The following is a 21,309-nucleotide window of genomic DNA, read 5'->3' as shown; positions in this document are numbered from 1 at the left end:
CGAAATTAGAAAAATAAAGTTCTCTTTATCTTTTGCTTTTTCACAGTTAATGGTAAAATAATGTCAAAACAGCTACCTTTATCCAAGGAGCTTTCCACGTCAATCCTTCCACCGTGAGCCTCAACGATTTTTTTCACGTATGACAGTCCCAAGCCGAAACCTTTCACATCATGCAAATTTCCCGTGGACACCCGATAGAATCGTTCGAAGATTAGCTTCTGATCTTTCTTAGCAATTCCTATGCCATTATCGATCACACTTATTACAATTTCTTTATCTTTATTACGAGTATAAATGGTTATTTCTGGTGATTTTACGCAATATTTTATAGCATTATCCACCAAATTAGAGATTACGTTAGTTATATGTACCTCATCAGCAAGCACTTCATCTTGCTCTGCCTCAAGGTAAGCCGAGAACTTCCCGCCTTTGTCTTCCACGCGCAAACTAAATTTAGGCAACAAATCCTCGATCAACTGATTCATATTAATATTCTTCAGTTTCAACTTCATCCGGGTTTCCGTAAACAAAGCGGTTTGCAACACACGTTCCACCTGGAAAGTCAAGCGTTTACTCTCGTCCCGAATGATCGTTGCCACCCGGTCTACCGATTCCGGCGTATTCGTCACCGCACCATCTTTCAACATTTGGGCTGCCAAAGAAATCGTTGCAATAGGCGTTTTGAACTCGTGTGTCATATTATTGATGAAATCATTCTTGATCACGGACAATTTCTTCTGTCGCACAATGACAATTAGGCAGAAAACGGCACAGAAAACAATCATCACCGTGATAATCAATCCCGGCAATACCATCCAAATCGAACCGGAAGTATCGGAAGATGCATCAGGGAACTTCAAATATAATATGGCAGAATTACCCTCGCCCGGGAATATTTGCCGATTAAAAGTGAGATCATTAGACGTTTGGTTCAAGAAATCTCTGGAACTCAAAATAAATTTCCCTTCTTCCTTGATACCGAACTCGAAACGGGAACTAACACCCGCGTCCTTTAACGTGTTGCCGATAAAACCATACAAGTTATCCAAATCCACCCGTCCCTCAATCAGGTGCCTGTCTTCCCTTCCCTCGGGCACGAACTTATAATTCTCTCCCGTGCGTTCTTTGATCGCCTGCTGCAATTTAGAAATAGAGGTCGCCAGATTATCTTCCTTGAACTTACTCCCCATGAACTCGCTCACGTCCTGCACGTCCGAATTGTCATCTACCGACGCCAGCGTCGCCCCTAGCATCAAGGCACGGTCATTCTTCGACGGGATCGGGCGTTTCGGGTCTATATACATAGGTGCGTTTATCGCTATTCCCCGTTTTTTCGCTTCCAACAGATTCTGGTCTTGCACAATTCTCCCCGACTCTTCTTTCTGGCGGATATAATCGACGATCTTATCCATAGCCCGATTCACGGTGAAAAAGAATTGCTCCCTTTTCACATCGTAAGCCGTCTGGAAATAACTCGCCTGCAAGATAACTAATCCCAGCAAAGAAATGCCAAACACAATCCCTAATATGATGATCTGTTGTTTTCTCATACACGCAAATTTAACAATTCAATTTTAACAATTGGTATGCTTAGCAAAATTTAACTAAACTATAACTATCTGACGTTCTAATATTTTTCCACGAAAACCGGACTAAAACGCCATCCTCTCTCCCCGGATTAATATTTAACGTTCGTAAAAGCTCTAAACCATTCAATAGTTCAATAACTTATATATTTCCCGCTTTAAAAAAGCGAGGGTTGCCAGTCGTCCTTTCTCCTGTCTTTTCTCAAATGCTTATAAGCCAAATCTGTCACTTCCCGTCCCCTCGGGGTTCGCTTCAAAAATCCCTCTTTAATCAGAAAAGGTTCGTACACTTCCTCCAGAGTCCCCGGGTCTTCACTCACCGCCGTGGCGATCGTGGTCAATCCCACGGGACCACCCTTGAACTTATCGATAATCGTCAACAATATCTTGTTATCCATATCATCCAATCCGAATTTATCGATATTCAACGCCTCCAACGCATAAGTCGTGATCTCGTGGTCCACCACCCCGTTCCCCTTCACCATGGCAAAATCACGCACCCTCCGCAACAGGGCATTCGCGATACGAGGCGTTCCGCGGCTACGGGAAGCGATCTCCTTGGATGCTTGGCTGGTTATTTTCGTTTTCAATATCGCGGCAGAACGTTCCACGATTCCCGTCAACACATCCAGGTCATAATACTCCAAATGGCTATTGATTCCGAATCGTGCCCGCAACGGTGCCGTCAACAATCCGCTGCGGGTAGTCGCCCCGATCAGCGTGAACGGACTCAATTGAATTTGCACGGAACGTGCGGCAGGTCCCTTGTCAATCATGATGTCTATCTTGAAATCTTCCATTGCCGAGTACAAGTACTCTTCCACGATCGGGCTTAACCGATGGATTTCATCAATAAACAACACATCATTCGGTTCCAAATTGGTCAGTAACCCCGCCAAATCTCCCGGCTTATCCAACACCGGACCGGAAGTGATTTTTATTCCCACGCCCAACTCGTTGGCGATGATCGCCGACAACGTTGTCTTCCCCAATCCGGGAGGTCCATGCAACAAGACATGGTCCAGAGACTCCCCCCGCATCTTTGCCGCCTGCACGAAAATCTCCAAATTCTCCACGATCTTCTTTTGTCCTTGAAAATCGCCAAAACTCAAAGGTCGCAAGGCTTTTTCCACCTCCTTCTCGCTATCAGGCACATTCCCGTTTCTTATATCAAAACTTCCCATGTACTAAATCTATTTTTAATCCATCTGTCTATCGCAAATTCAATTGGTAAATGTACAATAAAACAATTAAAAATCAGCCTTACCGTTCCCTTTTCTTAGCGAAAAATGCCTTCACCAATTCGCCACATTCTGCTTCCAGCACGCCCCCCGTCACTTTCGTTTTCGGGTGCAACACGGCAGGGGTAAGCCGGTCATATCCCCGGTGCGGGTCGGCAGCCCCGTAAACCAATTCCCCCAACTGCGCCCATGCCAACGCCCCGCCACACATCACGCAAGGCTCCAACGTCACGTAGAGCGTGCAGTCATTCAAGTATTTCCCTCCCAGCGTGGAAGTCGCCGAGGTAATCGCCAGCATCTCGGCATGCGCAGTCACGTCATTCAATCGCTCTGTTTGGTTATGCGCTCGTGCGATCACACGATCTTTGCATACCACCACCGCCCCCACGGGGATTTCTCCTTCCTCTTCTGCTAGGCGAGCCTCCTCTAAAGCCTTACGCATAAATATCTCGTGCTTATCTATCATTTGCCATGCTAACTTTTTCAATTGCAAATCCGTACCACTATATACAGGGAGTAAAAATCCGTATTTTCCGTGAGCGATGCAAATTTTCGCCACTGTTTTTTTATTTTAATATGAATTTATACTTACCTTTATCTGTCAATTAAGTCATTTTATTCATTAAAAAACAATTGCTATGCAGACAATTGATAATTACAACTTTAAAAACAAGCGGGCTCTTATCCGCGTAGACTTCAACGTGCCGTTAAATGACAAATTCGAGATCACCGACGACACCCGTATGCGGGCAGCCATCCCCACGATCAAGAAAGTGCTGGCAGACGGAGGTTCCGTCATCTTGATGTCACACCTCGGACGCCCGAAAAATGGACCCGAAGATAAATTTTCACTAAATCATATCCGGAAGCACCTGGAAGAACTGTTAGGCACTCCCGTGAAATTCGCAGATGACTGTATCGGCGAAAGTGCCAAGGAACAAGCCGCCGCCTTGAAACCCGGCGAAGTACTTCTACTCGAGAACCTCCGTTTCTACAAAGAAGAAGAGAAAGGCGACGAGGGTTTCGCCCAAAAATTAGCTTCCCTCGGCGACGTGTGGATCAATGATGCGTTTGGTACCGCACACCGTGCCCACGCTTCTACTGCCGTTATCGCTAAATTCTTCCCGAATGACAAAATATTCGGTTACGTGATGCAGGGCGAACTAGAAAGCGTAGACAAAGTGATGCACAACCCCGTCCGCCCGTTCACAGCCATCATGGGAGGTTCCAAAGTTTCTTCCAAGATCGAGATTATCATGAACTTGATGGACAAGGTGGACAATCTTATCCTCGGCGGAGGAATGACTTATACATTCAAAAAAGCCCAAGGCGGACACGTCGGCAACTCCATTTGCGAAGACGACAAACTCGACTTGGCTCTTGACATCATAAAAATTGCCAAAGAAAAAGGCGTGAACCTCGTGTTCGCAACAGACACCGTGGCTGCCGACGCTTTCAGCAACGACGCAAACACCCGCATCGTACCCTCCATGGAAATACCCGACGGATGGGAAGGTTTGGATGTAGGTCCGGAAAGCATCGCCGCATTCTCGAAAATCATCGAGGAATCCAAGACCATCCTTTGGAATGGTCCCGTGGGAGTTTTCGAGATGCCTAAATTTGCAGTGGGCACAAAAGCGATTGCCGATGCCATCGTGAAAGCAACCGCCAAAGGCGCCTTCTCGCTCATCGGCGGAGGCGACTCCGTGGCTGCCATCAACCAATTCGGACTCGCCGACAAAGTAAGTTACGTATCCACCGGAGGAGGCGCCTTACTTGAATACATCGAAGGGAAAGAATTACCGGGAATCACGGCAATACGAGGAAAATAAAAACTAAAAATTAAAAGCTAAAAACTAAAAGTTGAACTCCTTTTAGTTTTTAGCTTTTATCTTTTCATTTCAACGCCCTATCGTTTCATAGCGAACAATTCCAGCAATTCGCTTTTCTTTAAAGGTTTCGTTAAAAATGCATTACATCCGGCTTCTAGGGCAAGAGTCCTATCCGAGTCAAATGCGTTAGCCGTAAGGGCAACGATCGGCATTTCCGGGTCAAATTCCCGGATTCTCCGAGTCGCCTCCAAGCCTCCCATAACCGGCATCTTCATATCCATCAGGACAAGATCGAAATTTCCATCACGGACTGCCTGCACCGCCTCGGCTCCGTTCAGTACCCGCGTAACATCATAATTCTTCAGAATTTGCTGAACCAACAAATAGTTGCTATCGTTATCTTCGGCTATCAAAATCTTCAAATCTTTCCCTTCCAATCGGCTCAAGGGCGAAGGCTGCCTTAAAGGCTCCGGGGGAACAACGGGTTCTCCATCCTCTTGCATGGAAATCTCACAAGGAACCCATGCCCAAAAAGTTGACCCGACGCCAACAGTAGACTCACATCCAACCTCTCCTCCTGCCGCTTCAATAATCGCCTTGGAAATAGCCAATCCCAATCCCGTCCCCTGCGCGAAATCGTTCAGCTTCTGGAAGCGGCCAAACAATCGATCTTGCAACTCCTTCGGGACTCCGACCCCGGAATCCTCGACATACACCCGCACCCCTCCTTTTTCAAGAGAATATCCCGTTTTTATATACCCGGATCTCGTACATTTCACGGCGTTGGTGAGGAAATTCACCCACACCTGTTTGAGCCGGTTTCGATCCAGCAACACCCAGCACTCCGGGGCGGAATCATCCAAAATAAATTCGATATTGGGATTCGTGATCTTCTGCTGGATCATCATGTACAATTCGCCACGCACTTTCGCCAGGTTGAATCTCTCCCTTTTGCGTTCGAGAATACCCGATTCTATCTTGGAAAGATCCAAGATGTCGTTAATCAACCGCAACAGCAATTCATTGTTGGACTGGATAACACTCATGTATTCCTCTTTCTCCGCCGGATCATCCGAACCAATCATCAACTCGGAGAACCCCACGATGGCATTCAGCGGGGTGCGTATCTCGTGGCTCATATTAGCAAGAAAAGCCGACTTCAACCGATCGGAAAGCTCCGCTTTATCCTTCAACTCCTTCAACTCCCGCGTCACGTTTTCCCATTCCGTGTTATTGAATTTGATCCCGGTATAACGGATCACACGCCCCCTCTTGTCCCTCTCGATCTGGACCCCGGTAACCAACAAGGTCTGCCAATCCTTATCCCATTTCGTTTTGGAACGATATTTAAAATTAAAATCCTTATCTACCCCTTGAAGCATATGCCCCAGATTTTCACGGACACAATTCAAATCATCCGGGTGGGAAGACTTCAGGTACTCCTCGGGAGTGATTGGCTTTTCGGGATGGAAATCATTTACCGGATCATTGAACGCCCGGAATTGTCTTGTTTCCACGTCAAAATCCCAATAAGACATCCCGACCGTTTTGAAAGTAAGCTCCATCTTGTAATTTCTCTCCTTCACCTCCTCGTTCAACTGGTGAAGTTTCGAGATATTTTGCCGGAATCCCGTGAAACGGATGATATTCCCACCCTCGTCCCGTTCAAAGGGAACACCCGTGATATTGCAATACTGCCACCCCTCGTCGTGCTTGGTTCGCATCCGGCAAGTAAAATCGACTGTTATATCTTTACCCGACAACATCGACTGTATCGCATCGTGTGAAATGGAACGATCGTCGGGATGGATGACATCCATGTACTCCGAAATCTTCACCAGCCGGTCACTGGCATAATCGTTAATCGGATCGTTATAAGACTCGAAAGTTTGGTTCCGCACGTCAAAATCCCAATGCACGATACTATTGAACTGCATCGCCAGCTCGCGCTTCACTATCAAATCCTGTGTTTTTTTCGCCATCTGCACCTTCTCCGTCACGTCCATTTGTGTCCCAATAATCAGTAATTTTCCCAAATGCTCGGAAGACAACCTCATCCGGCTATCGTAATAGCGATACTGCTTCTCCTCCTCGTTATAAAAACGCACGGTGATCTGCCCCTGCGAAATCTCTTTATTTATCAATCGAGTAAAAATCTGTACCAAAGGCTCCCTGTCCTGCTGGTGTAACGCCTCCAACAACGGCTCCAACGTCAAGCCATCCTTCACGACAGCACTTCCATACAACGTGTGGAACGTTTTCTTGTACGTGTCATACACCCATGAAGACATATTAGCGGTATCCATCGCCATTTCCAGATTCTTCTTGCTCTCCTCCGTGCGAAATTCCGCCTCCTTCATGGGAGTCACATCATTAGTAAGCAAGATGTGCCCGACAATCATTTTCTCCTTATTTCGTATCGGTACAACTTTCGCCTCATAGATAATGGAATTTTGGTTGTGGGACTCAAAATAGGCATCACCATTGATCCGATCGAAGTCGTACTCGAACTCTAATATAATATCCTCTCCTCTCTGAATTTTCCCCCTCAGCTCCTCGTCACAATAAGGACTATTGAAAAGATTAACCGTACCCACCACTGCATTCCGGTCATCAACACCATACATCTGTAAGGCATGGTCATTGATTCCGCGTAAAAGACCCGCGGCATCATAGATTTCAACACCCATCGGCAGACTGGTATATATGCTTTCCGAGAACAAGAGTTGTCCTTGCATCAATTCGGTTACTTCATCCTCAAAAGACTTTTTATAGTCTTCACGAGAAGACATTTCGCTTTTTTTCATTGTGTTCCTCATTTACGTCGGCACATGACGTGTCGAAATGTTCATACATCTTCTTACCCTACGCCAGGGTGCATTTGACAAAAGTATAATAAAAAAGGTGATTCCAGAAATTTTCAAGCCAACAATATCTCCTATATTGAAGTTTTTTTGTCTAGCGTACCTTTCACGCACCCCGCCCCTCTACATGAAACAGGATTACAGGAAAAAACGGATACACGTACCGTCCGATGCCGAGATATGGGAATTATAAAAATTAATCGTAAATTTGCAGACTTACAAATGGCTGTCTTTCATTGTCCGTTTCATAAATGATTGACCTCTGCATTTGTAACCTGCAAGTTTTATTATAACACAATTCAAAAATGGATTTCAGCATTAATATAAAAGAAATATTCACCGCCTTCATGGTACTTTTCGCCGTGATCGACATCACGGGTTCCACCCCCATCATCATCGGGCTTAACAATGCGGGGAAAAAAGTCTATGCCGGCAAAGCGGCTGGAATATCTCTTCTCATATTCATAGCTTTCCTGTTCGCCGGTGACGGACTGCTAAGACTATTCAACATAGATATATACTCCTTTGCCCTCGCCGGGGCACTGGTGCTTTTTGTCCTCGCCATTGAAATGACATTCAATATCGAAATATTCCGCAACGACGGTCCCGAAGGTTCCGCCACCATCGTCCCCGTCATTTTCCCTCTTATCGCGGGAGCCGGGGCATTAGCCACCACGCTCACCCTCAAAGCCGAATGCAGCGTATTCAGCATCATCATTGCCATTATCCTAAACATGACGGTCGTTTACGTTGTCCTGCGCAACGTCTATCTGGTCGAGCGGATTCTCGGGAAAGGCGGTGTCTACATCTTGCGGAAATTCTTTGGTATCATCCTGCTCGCCATGTCCGTGAAGATTTTCACTTCCAACTTGAACATTCTATTAGAGTCATTACAGTAACCCTCCCAGGATCCCTTCCCCCGCGACACGATTTCCCTCTCCGCAGAAGAAATGTTTAATTTAACATTATTTAATGTAAAAATCGGAGAAAAAGAGTCCGATTCTATATTTTAATAGAAAAGCACAACGGCAAATGTCGAAGTCGAACCTCACATATCAACATCCACGTGATACAAGAACTCAGCACCGAGCCAACCGGAGTATCCTCCATCACCTATTTCGGTACCCCGCAAATCATAAAACCAAACACCGCGGGAATGTCCAAAATAAAGAAAAACAATTAACTTCCAAAGGAAATATTCACCCTAACAATTCCCGTTCCTTCTTCGTAAGCCCCTTTACAACAATATCGTAAGATTTCTTCACAAGTTCCCGTATCTTATAGTCCGAAACGTCTTGGTTGAAATAGACACTAATCCAATACTTCTTGTTCATGTGCCAACCGGGAGTAATCCCAGCGTATTGATCCCGCAGCTCTCCCGATTCCATGGGATCACACTTGATGCAACAAAAATCGAATACCTCGATATTCACGAAGCAAAACCACTTGTCCGCCACGTAAAAACACAATACATCCCGGCTATACCTGTCTGCAACATTCGGGAAAGGCATTTTCTCATGCACCCCTTTCAGCGAAAGGCAATATTCTCTAAATTCTTCAATATTCATTTTATAAACCGTCAAATTTCATCCGACGACACGTGCAAACACACTGAATCGGAAACATCCTTCCCGTCAGCACTCGCGGCGAACACGTAAACGACAATCTCGTCCGCCTCGACATTTCTCGGGAAATCCACGCTCGTATCAATCGCCTCGCCCCGCGTACCTAATTCCACCACGCGGCAACGCTTACCCCGCGTGCCAGCCACCACACCATAAATTTTATCATCCAAAAAACAATCGATCGACTCGAGTTGCACACCCGGGGAAGCAAAACGCACCTTCCGGCTCTCCGCGTCCACCTCGGTACTAACCGACGGCGGCACCAACTGCCCGGCAGCTACCCGCAATTTCCGGTAATCAATGCTTCCCCTGAATTCCCGCCCGGCTTTTTTGCGCGGGTTAACCGGTGCTTCCGGGTCTATCTTTTCCACGCTCACGGCATTCATCACGTTCGCGCTCACGAACCCGTTGAATCCTTTCGGGTAACCGTTCCCCCCGGGAAATCCCAACCGGATAGCGACCATCAGCCATCGTTTTCTTTCTGCCGTCGCGCCGAAAGCGATAGACTGCCGTTTCTGTACCTCCCCGTTCGGCTTACGCTTCAACCCGGCACTTTTGCAACAATTCTTCCCGTTTTCCCTCACGTAACCGATCACGTTCCCGTATTTCCCCCGTATTTTTCCTATCGGGTTCACAAATTCTGCCATACCCTATCTATTTTAATGTTTCACTTGCCAAATATACAATTTTTTTACCAAAACCATAATAAGATAAGACAATTACATACATTAATTCAATTATAATTCCGTATCAATCCGGTATGAATTCCGTCATGAACGCTATACGAACCCTATAGGAACCCTATATGAACCCTATATGAACCCTATAATAAATAGCGTTCATAAAGAGTAGCTATTGCATAATTAAAATATTTTAAGTACTATTGCACCGGAATTAATTCGGAATTAATACTTAAATCATATTGGTTATGGATAGGAACTCATCATTACTCGCCGCTTTACTTACTAACGGTCCCTTGAAAATGGACGGCGTCACGTTTTACTTGTACGGGGGAACAGTACGGAAATGCAAATCCAAACGAGGACCCAAGAAATCCAGGACAGAGGGAGAAGAGAAATCTTCCAGCCAATTCACCGAGGTGCGAAAGATGTGGCGAATATACCGCCGTGCTACCGGGGAACTGCCCATATGGCGCGCGTGGGCAAGGGCCACGGGGATCGCTAAAAGCGACTCGGCATTCCACTCCGTGAACGGCGGATGCCTCCGCCCGGGCGAGGGTGTGTGGGCATTCCCTACATTCCGTTTCTCCATGGGAACCCTGGAAGCCCCGGTGATCACGGACGTGGCAAGAGATGGCTGGAGCGTCACCCTCCGCTGGGAAAATGACTCAGACCGCCCGAAAGCGAGCGCCTCGGACCAAGTGTACCTCGGGTACTTCTACGACACGCAACCCCGTTCCCCGCAAATGATCGCCTGCCCCGGCATGCGCCGCGGTGACGGCGAGGTAACCGTGGAAATCCCCGCGGCAGGCCAACCGGACGGAACACCTCTGCACCTGTACCTGTTCTTCGGCAACGGGAACCCGGACCGCTTCTCCCCGAGCGAATATGCGGTTATCTAATTATTTCCGCGACAAAACACCTCGGATAAATAGTCTAAAAGGATCTGAATTTGATTGCGACGCGAGTATTGTCTTATTTTATCCCAATCTCGCGGAAGCACCTCCTTATTCTTCCATATCCGATAACATTTCATCATCATATCCTTGATTCCTTCTTTATCGGCTTCATCTACGATAAATCCGGCTTTAGTTTCGGCAAGCAGAGGTGCGACCACGTCGTTGGGATCGTATAATGCCAGAATAGGCTTATTCGTGGCAAGGTAGTCAAATAATTTCCCGGAATACACGCCTTTCCTACCGGATTTGTGCACCATCAGGAGAACATCAACTTCAGTCATGGATATCCTGATGGCCTCTTCATGTGGAACTGCTTCATATTGAACCACGTTTGATGCGATCTTGTCCGGAATATCAAGTTTCAAAGAATTCCCGACAATTTTAATTCGGCTATTCCGAGGAAGCCTTCCCTCCTCGATCAATTCAGAAAATGCATTAAACAAATTACCTGGCACAGCCATACCATAAAAATTACCAATATACCCCATCGTGAATTGGGACTGGAAATTCACTTCATGGTATTCCTCGTAATCATACCCGTTTTTCACTTCCAAAAACCGGCCGTGTGAACACATCGTTTTGAAATCATCAATAATTGGTTTCGACACGGACACAACCAAATCCGCTTTCGCCAATATCTTACGTTCATAAATGGCGAATCGATACGTGCGTAATTTAGTATTTAGCGGATGTTTTGACATTTCGTCACGCATATCCGCGATCCAGAAGAATTTGTACCCCCTTTTTAGCAATTTCATAACGAGCACGTGGGGAGCCAAAGGCCCGTAAGAACTCAATACGATGTCGAAATTATTCTTTTGAAATAATTCCTCTATCTTTTTATAAGCTTTGGCACGCCAAATACATGGTCCGCCCCACAAAATTCTCGTTTCCAACGCCCTAAGCGCACGTCTTGGTACCCATTTTTTATTCTCCCTCACAAACTTATTACACTGCATTTGAGTCATTATCGGATCTTTGATATAGTGAACGTCACAACCATTCCAATTGACTGCCTCATCACGCTCACCTTCTGTCACTACCGTAACCGAATAGCCTGCCTCGCGAAAATATTTCGCGAACGAATTGATTCGAAAAGAAGCAATGCGATTGTAAGGATAAAAACGCTGCGTGACTATTAAAATATTCATAGTTACTTTTATTGATTCGTGCAATTACATTTACGACAAAAAAATATCTTATTCATTTTCTGGAAAGCCACCAACGGTTTCAATAATACCGTGTAATTAATGCCCAGAGCCCGGGAAACGGGCAAATAGATGCCGACTGATACTAAAAATCCCATGACAAGAACGGGGAAGTCGCGAGTGATTCCGACACGACTTACCGCCAAGCTTCCCAAAAAGCACGAGAAGGCGGATGCCAACAGGATTTTGAGCATCGATTTCCAGGGTAGCAGCCCCAACAGGCTCGTGTTCAAAATACGCGCTGTACTTATCATTAGAGCCATGAGACAAAAAAAGGTGGTTGCCGTGGTGATTACTGCGATCGCCAATAAAGACGGGAAAAAATAAACACACGACAAATCAAGCGCAAGCAAGGAGATTGCCGTGACCATATGGGCGTTCGCGAATACCTTGCCTTTGCCTAAAGCAAACATCAACGGTCCGTACGGCACGATCCGCGCCAAATTTATTATAGTAACAATCCTGAACAAATCTGCCGCTTCACGATAAACGCTCCCGTATAAGGTTCCCATTATTTCCGGGGCAAAAACGCAACAAAACACGGCAAAGGGGTATATTATTGACGCGGACTTGAATATCACGCTTTTCCAGAGAGTTATATATTCCTTGTTACCAGCCCCGTTTTGGGTCATCCGGGAAAACTCGGGCAATAAAATACCGGATATGGCGCCAATCACCATTCCGGCAACAGGAAGTTCCTTGTAGCCGTTCGCGAACATGGCAAAATTTTCAACTCCCAGGTAACGGCTCACGAAAAATTGGCTCGCGGACCCGATAATAAATCCGTACAAGCTTGAAGTAAATACCGGCATCGAAAATCGCAATATATCCCGAATTGTTATCTCCGTTTTCCCGGGTGTAACATTCTTAAACGGCAACGACAAAAGTCGAAAACCGACAAGACTCGAACCCAAAGAAGCAACCACCAGCCCGGTGACGACCCCGGTAACCCCGGCATCGAAAATAATCTCCGGCAACACGGAAAAAAGTATACAGAACACACGACCTAGCAAGACGTACACCAGCACGACACGTGTCATCCCGTACACGGTCAAAACACGCTCGACACCCAATACCGGCATCAATAGCATGGGAGTTACGGCAAAATATTTCAAATTGACAGTTAATAACGGGTTTGCCAGCAATTCGGCTATTCGAGCCGCCCCCGTGAACAACAAAAGCGAGAAAACAACAGAAAGTCCCCAGAACAACAGGTTCAATTTGCGAATCACCGCCTGCCCTTCTTCGATAGGAACTCGTGCAAGAAAATAAGAGTACGCGTTAGGAAGTCCAAAGGAAAAAATGATCAACAAGGTCGAGTAAATATAAATCACCTGTCGATAAGTTCCGTACTCGACAGTTGTCATGTACCGGCTAAGAATAGCGGATATTATCAATGCCATACATAACGACAACGCATTAGCAAGCACCAACCACAACGCTTGTTCCGTTTTAGTTTTACCGATCGCAATCTCCCGCTTCATCATGTTTCAATTCAAGATCATACTAAAAAAATACAAACATCAGTATTTAACCGCCTTACAATCTCTATAGCAGACAATCGACACAAAGTTGCATAGTAGAATAATAAGAATACAAACATAATGAATTATCTGATATATACAAATAAAGACAAAAAATGTCTTTTTCACGGGAAAATCTTTTCCACCATTCATTAGTAATATAAAAAAATAGGTATTACTTTCGCGGTGCTATGGTTCCCGGGTAAGATATTTCTACAACCTTACCAGGGATTAATAGGGAATCAGGTGAAAATCCTGAACAGATCCACTGCTGTAAGTTTCATAACAATTTCTCCGGCACTCGTGATCCACTGTCCCGTATATCGGGGATGGGAAGGACGCCGGGAAAGAAACAAGTCAGAAGACCTGCCATACGATCACATTGTTTAACGTTCAAGGGGAAGGAAGAACGTGAACGCCGATAGCTTAACAATTGTCGACCGGATACGTCAAGCCTTTTCCTGCTTAAAAGGGAGATTATGTTCGCGAAAAAGTGGTTTTGTTTTCTGATTATTTTATGCATAGGTACGGTATTGTCGTCATGCGACAAACCGGGGATGCCTTACCCCGACGGAGTGTTGGGCAACGGGGATATCGAGGCTCTCGTGCTGAACGAGGGGTTGATTAACACGAATGCCGGGGCTATCTCGGTGATATACAAGGACGGCAAGGTGGTAGTGGATGCCTTCCAAGACGTGAACCATCGCCCGATGGGCGACGTGGCACAATCCATCACGATGATTAACGGGAAGTATTTCGTGGCGATGAACAACTCGAAAAAGATCGAGATCATCAACCCCGTGACCTTCAAGTCCGAGGGGACAATACTCTACACGCAGGCGGGCTACCCGCGGCAGATCGTGCCCATCTCCCCCACGGAAGCAGTCGTATCGGACTTGAACCGCCAACTGGTACGCGTCCGAACCGTGCCGCCTTACGGGAAGCCGCTGGAATACATTTCCATCCCCCGGTGGGTGGAATACTTGGTCGTGGCGGAAAATAAAGTGTTCGGCATGACGCAGGGAGGTCTGTACGTGTTCGACGCCGACAACATCAAGAAGGATTACGCCCGGGTCATCAAAGAGGTATATAACGAAGAATACACGAAAACGTGCCAAATGTTGATCGACAAGGAAGGAATGATCTGGGGGCTGATGTACCAGAAAAGAAGCGGGGTGGTCACGGGCATCACGCTGAAACGCGTAGACCCCAAGCGGGAGAAAGTGGTCGAATCACACACCTTGCCCATCGGCGACCCCAATTCACAAACACCGGGCGAGATCATCGGCTATATCAATTACAACCGCACGGACATCGATCCCACGGGGACATGGATATATTTCAACGTGAAAACCCGTTCGGCTGAAGCGAACGACAAGGGCGAGAAAGAACAACAAAGCGTGTACCGCATGAACGTGGATAACGGCGAGTTCGAGCATTATTACGACCTGCCGGAGGTGGGCATGATGTACGGATTCGCGGTTAGCCCGGAGGGGGACGTCTACTTGTGCGACTGCCTGGATTACACGGCACAAAGAGGATACATCCGCCACTACTTGAAGGACGGCTCGAAGGTCAGCCACAAGGTGGGAGTTTATCCCGGTCAGGTCTATTTCCCCGGAAGTCAACGCTAAAAGAAAGATTATGCTTAAAAGAATAACGATAGGATTATGTATCTGTTTCACGCTGGGAAGCGGGATGCAGGCAGAGGCACAACGAAGGGATTCGGTGACGATGCGCGGGACGCTCGACACGGTGCAGGTGGTCAGCCAACGTATCCGGCACGCCAACGAGGCGAACGCCGGGGCAAAGGTGAGCCGGATAGACCCGGAAATCATGCAGGCAAATAAAACTCGCTCGCTGGCGGAGTTACTGACGGACTACACGGCGATTTACATCAAAAGCCTGGGAATGGGCGCCCTGTCGACTGCCTCCTTCCGGGGAGCCAGTCCCTCGCAGACTCGGGTGAACTGGAACGGCATCAATATCACGCCGCCCATGTCGGGGACTTTCGATTTCTCGCAAATCCCGGTGTTCTTCACGGACAACGTGAACCTGTACTACGGGAGCAGCCACGTGAAGAACGGGACGGGAGCCATCGGGGGAAGCGTCAACCTCTTCACCGACCCGGACGGACGCAAGGGCGTGAGCGGGAAAGCCTTGGGCGAATACGGCTCGTACGGCACGTACACGGCGGGAGCGCAAGTGAACTCGGGCGGAGAAAAATCGACTTTTAAAACCCGCCTATACTACCAGCACTCGGACAATAATTACACTTACCTGAACAAGATATTGACCAACGAGCCTTTCCGCGAGAAACGGCAAGACGCTGACTACACGCAATGGGCGGCAATGCAGGAAGGCTACTTCCGGTTATCCCCTTACACCCGGCTGACGGCAGTGGCGTGGTTTCAGGAAGGCGAACGGATGTTGCCTCCCGCTCTCGGGATTGTCAACCAATCGCACGAGAAGCAACGGGAAACCAATTTCCGGGCATACGCGGGCGTGGATTTCACCCGCGGCATACACGCCCTGCACGTGAAGGCGGCGTGGCTCTATTACCGGCAGAAGTACGACAAATGGTACGCCGGGGGAATGTTCGACCCGGAGGGTAACAAGAACCAGTCGCAGACGTGGCAAGGTATCGCCGATTACACGTTTACCCCGCGGGAAAACCTCGTGCTGGGCACAAGCCTGACTTACTCGCACGACTTGATACGGGTGAGCAGCTACATCGACATCGACTCGTCGAAGTACACGCTGGGCGACGTGGATTATGACATCCCGGAGGTGGAACCGCCCTTCCACCACCACCGTAACGTGCTCTCGTGGCAGGCGTCGGCATTGTGGACCCCGGTAGAGTGGATAATGCTGAACGGGCAGTATATGTTCGAACAGAACGACAACCGGGGCGTATCCACGTGGTCGGCTGGCGTGGTGTTCAACCTGTTGGAACGGGAATTGCAGGTAAAGGGAAGCATGGCTTACAACTACCGGTTCCCGAGCATGAACGACCTCTACTGGCGACCGGGAGGCAACCCGGACGTGAAGCCGGAAGACGGGTACTCGTACGACGCTTCCGTGGCTTACCGGAAGCACCTGTGCCAGGGACTCTCGCTGGACGCGGAGGTGTCGGGCTACCTGATGTATATCGACAATTGGATACTATGGTTGCCCAAGGACGGGAACCAATGGATATGGACACCGCAGAACCACCGCAACGTGCGTTCAGAAGGGGTGGAATTGTACGGGAAGCTGACCTACGAGATCGGGGATTTGAGGGTAAACGCATCGGGCAATTACAGCTGGTCGCAATCCCGTACCCGCAAGAAACAACACGAGGACGACGGCTCGTACATGAAGCAGATTCCTTACGTGCCCCGCTTCAAATGGAACGTGAGGGTTGCAGCCGATTACCGGGGAGCTTTTTTCTCGTGGCAGGTGACCTATATCGGACGCCGCTTTATCACCACCGACCAGGAATACGCTACCGACCCTTACTCGGTGCACAATATCCTCGCGGGTTACCGGTACGAGTTCCGCAACGGGATGAGCCTGACCCCGCAAGTTCGGGTGGACAACCTGCTGGACACGTATTACGAATCGACACAGTATTACCCGATGCCGTTACGGAATTGCCTCGTGTCGCTGATGTGGGAATTTTAGAGTATCTATTAATATATTATTTTACAGTAAACAGAGAAGGTTAGAATTATGAAGAAGTTTTATTTAGTATTATTGTTTTTAGGAGTGTTGACAGGATTAGTGAGTTCTTGTAGTGATGATGATAAATATATTCCGACGCCGCCGACAGTAACTATCGAAAGCGCAAATGGTAGTTTTTCGATGCTCCCGACAGAATCTATTGTTTTGAAAGCTAAGGTCGATAGCCCGATAGAAACGAGTTTGGCTTGGTTGGTAAATGGGGAAAAAGTATCGACAGATTCTATCTACACGTTCAAGGCTGAAGAACTTGGAAAATATAACGTGATGCTTGCCGTATCCAATGCAGACGGGAAGGCATTTACCACAACCATGATCGAGGTTCACGGGAAATACAAGTACGGGACTTTCATTCTTAACGAAGGAAGTAGATCGCCCGGAAGTTTAATTTTCATTGATTCAAAAGGAGAAATAACCAATAATGTTTATCAATTTGAAAATGGAGGAGAATTAGGAGCCTTAACCCAAGACTTATTTATCAAAGACAATAAAATGTATATTGTTTCTCAATCCGGAGGGTATGATGGTGGTTTTGTAACTATTCTCAATGCAGAAACCTTAAAAAGAGAACGCAAATTCCAAGAAGAATTAGAGGGTAAAGTAAGTTCCCCTACTCATATTGCGGTATTAGACGAGGATAATATATATATTCGTGATGGTCAAGGTATCAAAATATTTCATCCTTCAACAGGAGAAGTATTACTCGTTGAAGGCACCTCAGGAGCACGTAACAACACAATGCCTGTTGTAAACAACAAAGTATTTGCCACCCGAAACAATACTGTCCTTGTCTTCGAAGAAGGAAAAGACCAAATTGCCAAAACAATTACGTTTGAGGGTAATGTTTCCGGAGTAATTAAATCTTCAGATAATAATCTTTGGGTTTCAGACGCATCCGGTAAAATCTCAAAAGTGGATGCCAATACCTGTGAAATTCTAAAAGCTAACACATTAACAGGAGATGCGGCAAATGAATTAAAACCCAATACTTTCGCTCGCCCAGCTACTCCTAATATTACAGCCAAAGGAGATACCTTGTATATAAATAGCACCTCATCAAAAATCTATCGTCACATTTTCGGTGAAAATCAAACTGATTTCATGGTAGATGCCAAAACAATGGTTGAGAACGTCGGACAGGTCTACAACACCGTTGCCGTTAACCCTAAAACAGGAAAAGTTTTCATGAACACATTAAAAGGTTGGGGAAATAATTATTTGATAAATCAAATCACGGCATTTGATTTTAGTGGAGAAGAACCCGAAATCAGTGCTGCATATAACGACTATACCCGTTTCCCCGCCGGAATATTCTTCACGTACAATTTTGAATAAAACGGTAATGAAAAAGAATTTACTTTATGCACTAGCTATATTGATCTTCACGGGAATGTGGAGTTCTTGTAGCGATGACAATGGCGGAGGCGGAGGTGACGACAAACCTCTGACTCCCCCGGAAGTTTCCGTACAGAATCTAAGCCTGAAAAGTGCTATTCTCCCGGAAAGGAAGGTGAGGTTAAGAGCGAACATTATCAACACGACGGAAGCCGCACTCCAATGGTTCGTGGACGGGAAAGAAATGTCAAAGGACACGATATACGAGTTCTCGTCTGCCAAGGAAGGTGCGTTCAAGGTCAAAGTGACGGCTTCCAACGTACTCGGGGAAGCATCGGACAGCGTGAATATCACGGTGATGGACGGCTTCAAAATTTCGGACGTCACAAACTGGACGGGAGAAGGCGAGTGCCGCTCGGTGCTGGCGATACAATGGGTGTCCCAAGACGTGAAGGATTTGTTACACCCCGAGGACGGAGAGATATTCTTCCGGGCATGGGGGTATAAATGGAAGAAACCGGAGAAAAGAGAGGATACCCCCACGGGATTTGACCTGATCAAGGCTATCGCCAAAAAAGATCCCCGCCTATTCGTTATTGTTTCCAGCGATGCCCTCGGGTTTACCATCAAAGGATTCGGCTATGACGGCAACGGTGACAGGAAAATCAAAATTAAAAGCGAGGACTTTGAATACGGGGGCAAGACATACCAGGGAATCACGTTGACGGAAAAAGATTTCAAGGAGGGCATATACGTACAAGGAGAGGACGATAACATCGACGACTTCAAGCTGCTCACCGAGGATGATTACTGGATTGGCGGCTGGCACGTGGCGTACGCTTCCTACTGGCTGGGATACGGGGAAGCGGTACTGGAATCGGAAGAATACGAGTACTCCAATTTTTACGCCAACAACCGTGAACTGGAAGACGAGAGCTGGGACGCCTGGACGTTCTCCCCGATCAATGATGCAGAGCAGAATATCCTGCCCCTACCCCGTTTGTTGGAAACGGCAACAATCAAATAACAATAGTATATTCCAAAACGCTTAACTAAAAATAATTTTATACTTGAGCTCCCGGGATGCCCGGGAGCTTTTTACTTTCACATCATTAATATATTCCAAGAATAGGCTAAAACGTCTTTCCCATGGATGCAAAATATAATAAAAATATTTGACTATTTAACATCATTTCTTTACTTTTGCCAAGAATAATGGAAGCAAGTGGTGTCCCGCTTCGCGAATCGCGTTTCGGGATGAAAAGGGAATCAGGTGTAAGTCCTGAACAGAATCCCCTGCTGTAAGTTTCACGATACTTCCCGGACATACTTTATCCACTGTCCCTCGCACGAGGGACGGGAAGGAAGCCCGGAGAAGGAAACAAGTCAGAAGACCTGCCATATGCTAATATGTTTCATGTTCAAGGGGAAGGAGAACATAAACGCCAGTACCGTTTACATATCGATATTTGACGATCATCTTTTCCGGCAAACAGAAATGTTTGTGTCCACGTGGGATACATGGATATGAATTAATTATTGCGTTTTTTAATATATAAAATTAATTCAAAATTAAACAATTATGAAGAAGTTGTATTTCTTTTTTATCGTGTGGGGATTGATGACCTCGTTATTTAGCGCATGTAGTGATGACAAGGAGCAAGAGCCCCCTCACATTCCTACCCTACCGGAAGTTTCCATCATTAACGTGAGCGGAATCACTACTTGCCTTCCGAAAGAAACCGTCGAATTGAAAGCAAGGCTGCTTGATCCCACGGACGTTGCCCTTCTTTGGACACTCGAAGGGGAACAAGTTTCCACCGACACTATTTATAAATTCACTCCCGAAGATTTCGGAGAATACCGGATCATCCTCACGGCAACCAATTCCGTGGGTTCCGATGCCGACACATTGACAATCAACGTATCTGACGGTCAATTCCGTTTCGCCAACATAAAAAACTGGACAGGGGAAGGTGAAAACCGCTCTGCTCTCGCAATTCAATGGATCACCGGTACCAATATGCTGGAACCTACAGATGACGAAGTTTTCTTTCTCGCATGGGGATATCGCTGGGAAAAAGGGACAGAACCTCTAGGTATCGATATGTTGCGGGCGATCGCGAAAGAAGATCCCCGCCTCTATATTGCTCAATCGGGCAGTTATATTATCGGTTTTGGCTATGATGGAAACAATGACGGAAAAATTGAAGTAAGTAACGGGAACTTGACAATCTCTCAAGACAACTTTGTTGACGGCTTCTATGAACTTTCATCTCAAGACTTTGATAATTTGAAACCCGTTGATCCGGAAGATTATTGGTTAGGAGGGCTATACAAAGCTTATCCCACTTATTGGCTAGGACAGGGCAACGTAGTTCCGGAGTCCGAAGAATTCGACTATTCCAACTTTTTCGTGATCTATCGTTCTTTGGAAGACCTTTCTTGGGATGCATGGACTCTGTCCCCCATTGACTATGAGGAGATGAGGAACACTCTACCCATTCCCCGTCTATTGCAAGCAGCAGAACCCAACAAAAAATAGTCATAGACTATCATTCTGAAAAAATCCGATTGCTAATCAAATCCAAGCAATCGGGTTTTACTTTTTAAAAGGAGCGTACTACGTTGTCAAGTATCTCGTAACCCTATAAAGTATTCATAGCCAAAGACCGGACGAAATAATCAACTCTATTCAAAAATTCATTTATTCACATTTGGCTATAAATTTTC

16 protein-coding genes and 2 riboswitches are annotated in these 21,309 nt (G+C 46.6%); of the genes, 8 read left to right on the top strand and 8 right to left on the bottom strand.

Going from position 1 to position 21,309, the window contains the following annotated elements:
* Positions 1-5: 5 nt before the first annotated feature.
* The 3 genes from A3CY_RS0117305 to A3CY_RS0117295 form a co-directional block, all read right to left on the bottom strand.
* The gene (locus tag A3CY_RS0117305; RefSeq protein WP_018339206.1) at positions 6-1,550 is read right to left on the bottom strand and encodes a sensor histidine kinase; all 1,545 of its coding nucleotides are present in this window, start codon (positions 1,548-1,550) and stop codon (positions 6-8) included.
* 194 nt (positions 1,551-1,744) lie between these two features.
* On the bottom strand, positions 1,745-2,770 hold the full coding sequence (gene ruvB / locus A3CY_RS0117300) for a Holliday junction branch migration DNA helicase RuvB (protein WP_018339205.1): 1,026 nt from the start codon (positions 2,768-2,770) through the stop codon (positions 1,745-1,747).
* A gap of 79 nt (positions 2,771-2,849) precedes the next feature.
* A complete protein-coding gene (locus tag A3CY_RS0117295; RefSeq protein WP_026207811.1) occupies positions 2,850-3,293 on the bottom strand; it encodes a nucleoside deaminase in 444 nt (147 codons plus the stop codon).
* Between the two features lie 172 nt (positions 3,294-3,465).
* Here A3CY_RS0117295 and A3CY_RS0117290 point away from each other — a divergent pair, with 172 nt between their 5' ends.
* Positions 3,466-4,659 carry a phosphoglycerate kinase gene (locus A3CY_RS0117290; protein ID WP_018339203.1) on the top strand — a complete coding sequence of 398 codons (1,194 nt, stop codon included), beginning with the start codon at positions 3,466-3,468 and terminating at the stop codon, positions 4,657-4,659.
* A 77-nt stretch (positions 4,660-4,736) separates the two neighbouring features.
* On the opposite strand, the gene A3CY_RS0117285 is transcribed toward A3CY_RS0117290, so the two are convergent.
* Complete coding sequence (locus tag A3CY_RS0117285; RefSeq protein WP_026207810.1) at positions 4,737-7,466, bottom strand: response regulator; 2,730 nt, start codon at positions 7,464-7,466, stop codon at positions 4,737-4,739.
* A gap of 362 nt (positions 7,467-7,828) precedes the next feature.
* Between A3CY_RS0117285 and A3CY_RS0117280 the strand changes: the two genes are divergently transcribed.
* Positions 7,829-8,422: a MarC family protein gene (locus A3CY_RS0117280; RefSeq protein WP_018339201.1), complete on the top strand. Its 594-nt coding sequence runs from the start codon at positions 7,829-7,831 to the stop codon at positions 8,420-8,422.
* A gap of 300 nt (positions 8,423-8,722) precedes the next feature.
* Here A3CY_RS0117280 and A3CY_RS0117275 read toward each other — a convergent pair whose 3' ends face one another.
* Both A3CY_RS0117275 and A3CY_RS0117270 read right to left on the bottom strand, forming a co-directional pair.
* The gene (locus A3CY_RS0117275; protein ID WP_026207809.1) at positions 8,723-9,091 is read right to left on the bottom strand and encodes an MmcQ/YjbR family DNA-binding protein; all 369 of its coding nucleotides are present in this window, start codon (positions 9,089-9,091) and stop codon (positions 8,723-8,725) included.
* An 11-nt stretch (positions 9,092-9,102) separates the two neighbouring features.
* Positions 9,103-9,795: a hypothetical protein gene (locus A3CY_RS0117270; RefSeq protein ID WP_018339199.1), complete on the bottom strand. Its 693-nt coding sequence runs from the start codon at positions 9,793-9,795 to the stop codon at positions 9,103-9,105.
* 281 nt (positions 9,796-10,076) lie between these two features.
* Between A3CY_RS0117270 and A3CY_RS0117265 the strand changes: the two genes are divergently transcribed.
* Positions 10,077-10,730: a hypothetical protein gene (locus A3CY_RS0117265; RefSeq protein WP_040372011.1), complete on the top strand. Its 654-nt coding sequence runs from the start codon at positions 10,077-10,079 to the stop codon at positions 10,728-10,730.
* Here the strand turns inward: A3CY_RS0117265 and A3CY_RS0117260 are convergent.
* Positions 10,727-11,938 carry a glycosyltransferase gene (locus tag A3CY_RS0117260; protein ID WP_018339197.1) on the bottom strand — a complete coding sequence of 404 codons (1,212 nt, stop codon included), beginning with the start codon at positions 11,936-11,938 and terminating at the stop codon, positions 10,727-10,729. The genes A3CY_RS0117265 and A3CY_RS0117260 overlap by 4 nt on opposite strands.
* A gap of 8 nt (positions 11,939-11,946) precedes the next feature.
* Positions 11,947-13,479: a lipopolysaccharide biosynthesis protein gene (locus tag A3CY_RS0117255; RefSeq protein ID WP_240388178.1), complete on the bottom strand. Its 1,533-nt coding sequence runs from the start codon at positions 13,477-13,479 to the stop codon at positions 11,947-11,949.
* Between the two features lie 214 nt (positions 13,480-13,693).
* A riboswitch (cobalamin riboswitch) is annotated at positions 13,694-13,906 on the top strand.
* Positions 13,907-13,997: 91 nt separating this feature from the next.
* On the opposite strand from A3CY_RS0117255, the gene A3CY_RS0117250 reads away from it, so the two are divergent.
* From A3CY_RS0117250 to A3CY_RS0117230, 5 genes are all read left to right on the top strand, one after another.
* Positions 13,998-15,152 carry a DUF5074 domain-containing protein gene (locus A3CY_RS0117250; RefSeq protein ID WP_018339195.1) on the top strand — a complete coding sequence of 385 codons (1,155 nt, stop codon included), beginning with the start codon at positions 13,998-14,000 and terminating at the stop codon, positions 15,150-15,152.
* A 10-nt stretch (positions 15,153-15,162) separates the two neighbouring features.
* The gene (locus tag A3CY_RS0117245; RefSeq protein WP_018339194.1) at positions 15,163-17,184 is read left to right on the top strand and encodes a TonB-dependent receptor plug domain-containing protein; all 2,022 of its coding nucleotides are present in this window, start codon (positions 15,163-15,165) and stop codon (positions 17,182-17,184) included.
* Positions 17,185-17,232: 48 nt separating this feature from the next.
* Positions 17,233-18,576, top strand: coding sequence for a DUF5074 domain-containing protein (locus tag A3CY_RS0117240; protein WP_018339193.1), 1,344 nt, complete (start codon positions 17,233-17,235; stop codon positions 18,574-18,576).
* A 7-nt stretch (positions 18,577-18,583) separates the two neighbouring features.
* Positions 18,584-19,603 (top strand): hypothetical protein, encoded by a 1,020-nt coding sequence (locus A3CY_RS0117235; RefSeq protein WP_018339192.1) that lies wholly within the window; start codon positions 18,584-18,586, stop codon positions 19,601-19,603.
* 182 nt (positions 19,604-19,785) lie between these two features.
* Positions 19,786-19,993, top strand: a riboswitch (cobalamin riboswitch).
* A 165-nt stretch (positions 19,994-20,158) separates the two neighbouring features.
* Positions 20,159-21,121 (top strand): PKD domain-containing protein, encoded by a 963-nt coding sequence (locus tag A3CY_RS0117230; RefSeq protein ID WP_018339189.1) that lies wholly within the window; start codon positions 20,159-20,161, stop codon positions 21,119-21,121.
* Positions 21,122-21,309: the final 188 nt, after the last annotated feature.

Source organism: Butyricimonas synergistica DSM 23225 (assembly GCF_000379665.1).
Classification (GTDB): domain Bacteria; phylum Bacteroidota; class Bacteroidia; order Bacteroidales; family Marinifilaceae; genus Butyricimonas; species Butyricimonas synergistica.
This window is presented reverse-complemented; position numbering and strand designations above follow the sequence as displayed.